Genomic DNA, 7,435 nt, shown 5'->3' on the forward strand with positions numbered 1-7,435 from the left:
GTGTAGTGCAGGAAAGGTGCACAGCACCTTTCCTGCACTACACACTAAAAAGATGTTTGAGCACCGCAGGTGCGAAAACTCATGCACAGAGACCGTGGAGGCCACGGGAGGCTGACACTCTCAAAGAGTGTGTTAGCCTCCCACTCCCAGCGGGGGGCCAGAGACATTTCATGCCTATCTGTAGCATATCATACAAGGCTGAGATTTCAAAAGAAAACGGAACAACAGAATGCTGGCAACCTGGAGGTTATTTTACTGGCAGCTTTTTTCTCCATAGCCGGTTTCCTTTTCTATCTTCTACATTCTTCGCCTATAGTTCGTTATGATTTCGCTATAAAATCCACGCCTCATGCTTTACATTCATAGTACTTCATTACACGAGTATTGATTTATAAAAATTCAATTTGCCATATTAGAAGAATGAAGATGCTATAACGCCTTAACATGGACACGCTTAATACCATAACCAATCACATGAGCCGCGATGCGGTTGGCCATTGGAATATGAGCCATAATACGCATGAATAGAGGTGCCTCACGCTGTTGTCGGTTTAAGGCGACAGACAAAACATTCTTTTGCAATATGGCTTGAAAAAGTTGAATAAAGCGTGTAGGAAATTGCCGCTGTCGCTGTACCCGCGCCAGATCCTGAAGTTGTGCAACGCCATATTTTAACTTGCCACCCAACACATTAGAAGCGACAACCGCATCCTGAATCGCATAATTGATCCCAACCCCCCCCACTGGAGACATCACATGGGCAGCATCGCCAATTAAGAGTAATCCTGGTCGATACCAGCGTGGTAAACGATCTGACTCAACAGAGAGTACTGAGACCTGTTGCCAGTTTTGCAACCCATCCAGGCGATCCGCCAATTCAGGAATAATACCAGCCAGTGAGTCACGAAAATGCTCAATACCCGCAGCCCGTACCTGCTGATAGTGTCCTTTTGGAATGACACAGCCAATCTGCCAGTAATCATCGCGATTAATCACCGCAACAATCCTTTGTGGAGCAAAGCGTCCAAAAGCCATAGCGGGATCGCCAGCGCGACGGCTTAAACGCAACCAGAGCACATCCATGGGAGGTGATGTTCGTATTGGTTTAAAGCCAGCCAGCTTGCGCAGGCGCGAGAAACGACCATCCGCCCCTACAGTCAAGACTGCACGCACCTCACACCGCCCCTCCAGACCACGATAGCGCACCCCTGCAACCTGACCATCGACCTCAAGCAACTCATCCACCTGCGCCCCCATCACAAGTTGAAAATGTGCATATTTTTTCGCTTCCGCAACAATAAAATCTAAAAATGCCGCCTGTGGGACTATCGCGATAAAACCATAACGATCATGGGATAGCGCGTCGAAATCAACCATAGTCAGGGTCTTACCCGCTGGTGTTTGAAAGCCCAACTGGCGAATCCGACTATGATGCAACTGTAACACCCGCTCAGACAACCCGATCTCATCCAGGATGTGCAGTACGGATGGATGAAGGGTATCACCACGGAAAGCACGATCAAAGTCGGTATGTGCCTCTAATAACGTCACAGAGATCCCCTGGCGGGCCAATAATAAAGCCAGCATTGCTCCACATGGTCCCCCCCCAACAATACAACACGTCGTTTGAAACACCTGCTCTATTACTGATGCCTGCCCATGCGTCATCGAAGATTGCATCAAGGCACCTCCCCATGTCTGCTAACTAACCCGCTGGTTCTTTATAGCACAGAATAGCACAGAACATACTTACAAAGAAACCTGATCCTCAAAAAAGTGTCCGTCTTAACTTTATGCTATCACAAAGTCAAAACGGACACTTCCATATAAAAAGAAAAAGAATGACCGGAAGGGCACCTTAGCGATGCCCTGCCGTCCAAGTTCGCCCAAACCGATGTTCTTTAGGAAACAAGCTCTAAAGTAGGGACCCCTAACACACGCGCCAAAATACGCACATGATATGGCTGAGCCTCTTCACGTCCAGTTTCAAGGTGAGTGATAGTATCACGGCGCAGACCAGATAAATCTGCCAGTTGACCCAGACTCAAACCTTTTCTTTGACGCCACAAACGTAGCTTGGGAATACCATGAGTTTTAGTCATTCTCACTTTTGTTGCTACTTTCATTATCCTCTCCTTCGAGGTCTTATTACTAGCTTCTCCAGCGGCGTTGCAAGAGAAGATAACCATTGCATATCCTGTATATACAATACCTATCTACATGAGATAGCATACCAGATGATGCAGCATGTTGTCTAGTGACACAACAATGGCTATCTTGCAATTGGCGCCCCCTCTGTTGAGAAATACATCCACCCCGGTTTATTAAACGTAACAGAAGGTAAAAACCTCGCGTCTATTTCATGAGAAATAGTGCAAAACAATTCTACCAGGGAAAATATATATTGCCTTGCCAAACAGGATGCCCCAGAAAATCAACGCATCATTCTCGTATACTATACGGATGAGCGAGTAGGTTTGCTTCAATTTGGAGGCCGAAGTGAGCCTACAAGGACATTTATGCTATCCTTGCAGGCAATCATTAACTTGAATAGGGGATTTGATTGTTGAACAATCCAGTACGTGCCTGTGGTTGATCAGGCTGAGTGCCAACAACTTTAAATGCAGGTCCATTAGAATTATCAGGATTACTCAGGTAAATGACATCATTAGCAAATAAATGAGGAGTATCCTGATCCGTTTGCGTCACACTATCAATGTGTCCACCGATATGATCAGGACCCTGTGTACTCAAGACATGCAAAGAATTGGCAACTGCTGTCAATTCTGTCGTATCAATACCATCACTGGGATCGCCAACAATCCAAAACACCACGCCATTGGTTTCATAGACAATTTCGCTGCGATCGTTATACACCCAGGTAGGACTGGAATCCCCTGACTGGGTCCAATGACCTTCCACAAAAATGGCTGAGTTTTCTTGATTATTAACCATAATACGCTTTGCCGCTTCATTCTTCACGACCAGATACACGGTCTGATCTGGCTTGAACTCACATATCGTAATATGCTTTGGCGCCAGACCTGGCAACGCATAGGTGTACTCAACGACCATAATCGACCCATCAGCCCAGGAATTATCGCCATCATAAAGGTAGAAATTGGTCTGATTGTAGCGTGTCGGAACATACGCAGGGACAGATAGGGGAAAGTGCAAACGCTGTTGCGCTTCGGCCATACTGATCTGTTGAGGGGTAGAGTTCGTCACCGGCTTGATTTGTTTAGGAGTGACATGATGGGCGTGTGAAGCAATAAATGGAGCTTTATCTACCAGTAAAACACCACTATGCGCACCAGCCAAAAGATAGGTTAAGCCGGAAGCGAAAGCTGGTGCCGTAGCAAAAATGGTCACCATTAAAAACAATACGCAGGAAGTACAAACAGCCAGTAAAGGGCGTGAAGTAACAGGCAAGTGTCCAAATAAAGATCTACTTACAAGGATAGGATGAGGACGAACAAGATCCTGAGTTAAGTGAAGACGTCGAAACACCTGAGCTTGCGTCTTCAGCTCAAATCCATGCTCAACAGTTTCGAAACGAGAATCATTAGACTCGATCAAAGTTTGCACAAACAACGGGGGAAGTTCTTCTTGTTCGAGGGCAAATAAGGAATCTAACTCACAAGCAAACTCCACCTCATCCACAGAAAAATCATCAGGAAAGATACCTTCCATATTTGGAAGGCAGAATAGCTCTTTTTTTTCTTCTAATAGATGGTCCTCAAATTCGCTCATACTCATGGGAATGCTCCTTGAGCGCTTCGCGTAAGCTTTTGCGCGCTCGCCAGAGTCGTGTGTCGACGGCATGACGAGTTAAGCCCGTTTTTGCCGCCAGTTCCTCAGTGCTAGCAAATTTAAAATAGCGATGATAGATGAGAAAGCGGTCAAGTTCGGGCAACGTCGCCAGGGCAAGGCGCAATTCTTCACGCCTCTCACTTTGCTCTAGCAAATTTTCCATACTCGCTTCTGGATGAGGAGGCAAGGTAGCACGCGCCTCAAAATCATAGCCAGAAGATTTACGACTTCCACTGCCATCTGATGAACTCCATTGTCGAATTTCATCAGCAGATTGAACGTTATGTACCTGACGACGAGATAATTGACGGCGACGATCCAGCGCAATATATTTTGCGCGCATCGTAAGCCAGGTACGCAGGGTGCCACGAACGACATCAAAGGTATCGATTTCTTGCCATACAGCGACAAATAAATCGTTCACACATTCCTCTGCATCCTGTGCCACACCTACATTATCAAGTACTAACCGAATAAAATAAAAAACTTCACGAGAATACCTGGATATTAGAGTCTCCAGCGCCTCCGGGTTTCGCTCCTGCAGCCTTTGGGCTAGATCCTCATCAGACCATTCATGTCGCACCATCATCGCTCCTTGCAGACCTGGGCATATCCTTTCAACAAAGGTAGTTGCTGGCACCTGCTCGTAGTACGACAGCATCACAACTCCAAAGAGGGGGGAAAGGATATACCTTGACCGGTGGTACATTCGCCTCATCCATTGTTAAATATACGTCATGGATAGACATATATCTCTCAAGAATCGGGCTTTTTTTCAATTTTGCGCAATATAAGAGGAAATGTCAAGTACCTATTCCGATATGTCATTGGATCATAGTAGGCAAAAGGCCCATATATAAGATGAATTGATAGGCAAATAAACCAGGGCATGGGACGACAAAATGGCTATTTTGTCATCGGACAGTCATTATGAATCACGATTCATTTCTCGAATCACACTCACAATGCGTTACTTTTCGTTTGCCTGGTACTAGCCTGAAAATCAAAGCACAAAATTGTAGAGGTTTTACACATAAACAAAGCTCTATATAAAGCAACGCAAAAAGTACAGGAAATCGTGGATGACTTCCTGTACTTTTCAGACTAAATGGAGTTAATTGACGTTAATGACGGGAATCTTAGAAACGGTCCAGCGTGAATTAGGGCTGGCAACCTCAAACTGTACCATTGAAATCGCGTCTGTAGGACAGCGCACAATGCACAGGCCACAACGGATACACTTCTCTTCATCAATGATCATATCCGCTCCACCTTCCCAACGACCGGCATCCTCATGCAAAGGATCTTCCTTCACGACGCGTGAGAGACCCTCCATGCTGATACAATCATACGGACAGATGTCTACACAGCCAGAACAAAGAATACAGATTGAGGGATCAATCATAATATTTAACTGGCACTGTAAACAACGGCGTGCTTGAATGACCGCTTGCTCCGGTGTATAGCCAGTCTCTGTTTCACGGGTATGGCTATAGCGATCCTTTAATGGTAACGATGGCAACATCTGATGTGGAATGGACTCATAATTATCCACCATACCACGGCGATAGTCGGGCAACTCTATCTCTTCGGCTGCCTCGGCTGGTTTGTCAACGCCACCCAGGTAACGATTGATTGAGGAGGCGGCATCGCGGCCATCTCCAATTGCTGAGATCAAGTTACGCGCACCCTGGGAGAAATCGCCACCGGCAAAGAGACCAGGATGATTCGTCATCCAGGTATCGATGTCCAGGAGCGGGACACCCCATTTGTTGACTTCAAGGCCTAATTCTTCCGCCGGTAACCAGGAAACATCGCTATACTGACCAAAGGCTGGCACGACAGTATCGACTTCAATTTCAAATTCGGTACCAGCAATAGGAATAGGACGACGACGACCGCTGGCATCAGGATCGCCCAACTTATTATGGATGAAGCGCATACCACTGACATGCACACCATCCTTACTGGTCACTTCAAGCTGAGAAACCAGATAGTTGAACTCTACCTTTTCGAAAGAGGCCTCATCCATCTCATATTCGTCTGAACCGGCCTCTTCTTTCGAACGGCGATACATAATGTAGACCTTTTCAGCCCCAAAACGGATCGCGGTACGACTGCAGTCCATGGCGGTAAAGCCGGAACCCAATACGGCAACTTTTTTGCCGATAAAGGCTGGTTCGCCATAATTGGTCTTCTCCAACAAGCGAATACCATCGATGACACCTTTATAGTCAGCGCCTTTGATCACTTTATTATCGGGACCAGTCAATGCATTTGGCACGTAACAGCCGGCGGCCAGATAGACTGCATCATATTGTTGCAACAGATCGGCAACCTGAATATCGCGGCCAACACGGGTGTTGTACTTGATCTCAACGCCAATGTCCGCCATATATTCATCGCACTCTTCCGTCGTCACATAACGAGGAAGACGCCAGACAGGAATACCATTGACCATCACGCCACCTGCGGTCGGATATTGCTCATAAATGGTAACGGGATACCCCATCTCACGCAAATCACGGGCACACGCCATACCAGCCGAACCCGCTCCAACAATGGCGACCTTTTTATCCTTCGTCACTGGCGGGCACTCGGCATGATGGCGATACTCACGATGATCAGAAGCTGCACGCTTGAGCCAACAGATAGAAATGGGTTTGCCATCTACCTTGTTACGACGGCACACGGGCTCACAGGGACGGGCACAGGTGCGACCAAGCACACCAGGCACCACATTTGCTCTACGATTCAGTAAATACGCCTCATCAAAACGGGCTTGTGAAATTAAACCAATATAGGTTGAAACGTCCGTATGGGCTGGGCAACCAACCTGACAAGGAATATTTGTTTGATACCAGTCCGGTGTCACTGTCACCGAACGATATCGAGCTTCCAATTCGCTATCGGGATCAATCATCTTACAATGTCCTTTCCTGGGTACCGGGCACTCTACCAGGTGGGGAGGTATGCTAGCACCCGGAACAGGGGAGACAATGTTGATGGCATTAAGGACCATCAACAGTACGTTCTATTTCCCTATAATTTCCCTGGTAAATAATAGACCAATACTCGTGGGAAACATAATTGCGTTTTTGCTGTGCGGCTAGCACGCTCGGCGTTGATATACGAATATCTTCATGGGACTGCTTTCCTCGTCAGATTATAGCATAACGTCAGTCTCAGGAACAAGAAGAGAGCAAGTCGAAGCAAGCTTACTCAAAGGGAAGAGCAGGGATGTTATTCTAGCTGTGCTTATACGTTCAGATGAGAATATGTATTGCGTGGGCGAAACTCTGAAAGTTGCAATGTTGGCGTCGATCAGGAACAACACAAAACATCGCGGACGTTACAATGGAACAATATGAAACAGGCACCCTATGCTATGCGCATAGTATAGACTATTATCAGTACCGGCAACAGCTTTAACAAAGTGTTTGATTCCCATCACCAGCGGGATCTTGCTGCTGACTCGCTGGCAGGCGCTTGCGCTCCAGCGCCCTTTTTATTGTGTGATGTAGAAAAGGTTCGAAGAACCTTTTCTACATCACACAATAAAAATCTTTTTGAGCACCATTGGTGCGAAAACTCATGCACAGAGATCCTGGAGAGCATAGGA

Annotated in this window: 5 protein-coding genes; all 5 read right to left on the reverse strand. The window is 46.6% G+C overall.

Annotation, left to right across the window (positions count from 1 at the left end; translation table 11 throughout):
- Nucleotides 1-429: 429 nt before the first annotated feature.
- Complete coding sequence (locus F1593_RS26760; protein ID WP_149404612.1) at nucleotides 430-1,680, reverse strand: FAD-dependent oxidoreductase; 1,251 nt, start codon at nucleotides 1,678-1,680, stop codon at nucleotides 430-432.
- 221 nt (nucleotides 1,681-1,901) lie between these two features.
- Complete coding sequence (locus F1593_RS26765; protein ID WP_172632482.1) at nucleotides 1,902-2,126, reverse strand: helix-turn-helix domain-containing protein; 225 nt, start codon at nucleotides 2,124-2,126, stop codon at nucleotides 1,902-1,904.
- A gap of 415 nt (nucleotides 2,127-2,541) precedes the next feature.
- Nucleotides 2,542-3,759: a hypothetical protein gene (locus tag F1593_RS26770; RefSeq protein ID WP_216369003.1), complete on the reverse strand. Its 1,218-nt coding sequence runs from the start codon at nucleotides 3,757-3,759 to the stop codon at nucleotides 2,542-2,544.
- On the reverse strand, nucleotides 3,740-4,531 hold the full coding sequence (locus F1593_RS26775; RefSeq protein ID WP_149404615.1) for a sigma-70 family RNA polymerase sigma factor: 792 nt from the start codon (nucleotides 4,529-4,531) through the stop codon (nucleotides 3,740-3,742). Before F1593_RS26775 ends, F1593_RS26770 begins: the two co-directional genes overlap by 20 nt.
- Before the next feature lie 396 nt (nucleotides 4,532-4,927).
- Nucleotides 4,928-6,736, reverse strand: a complete 1,809-nt coding sequence (locus F1593_RS26780; protein ID WP_172632484.1) for an FAD-dependent oxidoreductase — start codon at nucleotides 6,734-6,736, stop codon at nucleotides 4,928-4,930.
- Between the last annotated feature and the right edge of the window lie 699 nt (nucleotides 6,737-7,435).

The organism is Dictyobacter arantiisoli, from assembly GCF_008326305.1.
GTDB classification, from domain to species: Bacteria; Chloroflexota; Ktedonobacteria; order Ktedonobacterales; family Ktedonobacteraceae; genus Dictyobacter; species Dictyobacter arantiisoli.

Bases quoted from the DNA above. Each gene is read 5' to 3' on its own strand.
- F1593_RS26760 (WP_149404612.1), bottom strand. From the start codon at position 1,680: ATGCAATCTTCGATGACGCATGGGCAGGCATCAGTAATAGAGCAGGTG.
- F1593_RS26765 (WP_172632482.1), bottom strand. From the start codon at position 2,126: ATGAAAGTAGCAACAAAAGTGAGAATGACTAAAACTCATGGTATTCCC.
- F1593_RS26770 (WP_216369003.1), bottom strand. From the start codon at position 3,759: ATGAGTATGAGCGAATTTGAGGACCATCTATTAGAAGAAAAAAAAGAG.
- F1593_RS26775 (WP_149404615.1), bottom strand. From the start codon at position 4,531: ATGAGGCGAATGTACCACCGGTCAAGGTATATCCTTTCCCCCCTCTTT.
- F1593_RS26780 (WP_172632484.1), bottom strand. From the start codon at position 6,736: ATGATTGATCCCGATAGCGAATTGGAAGCTCGATATCGTTCGGTGACA.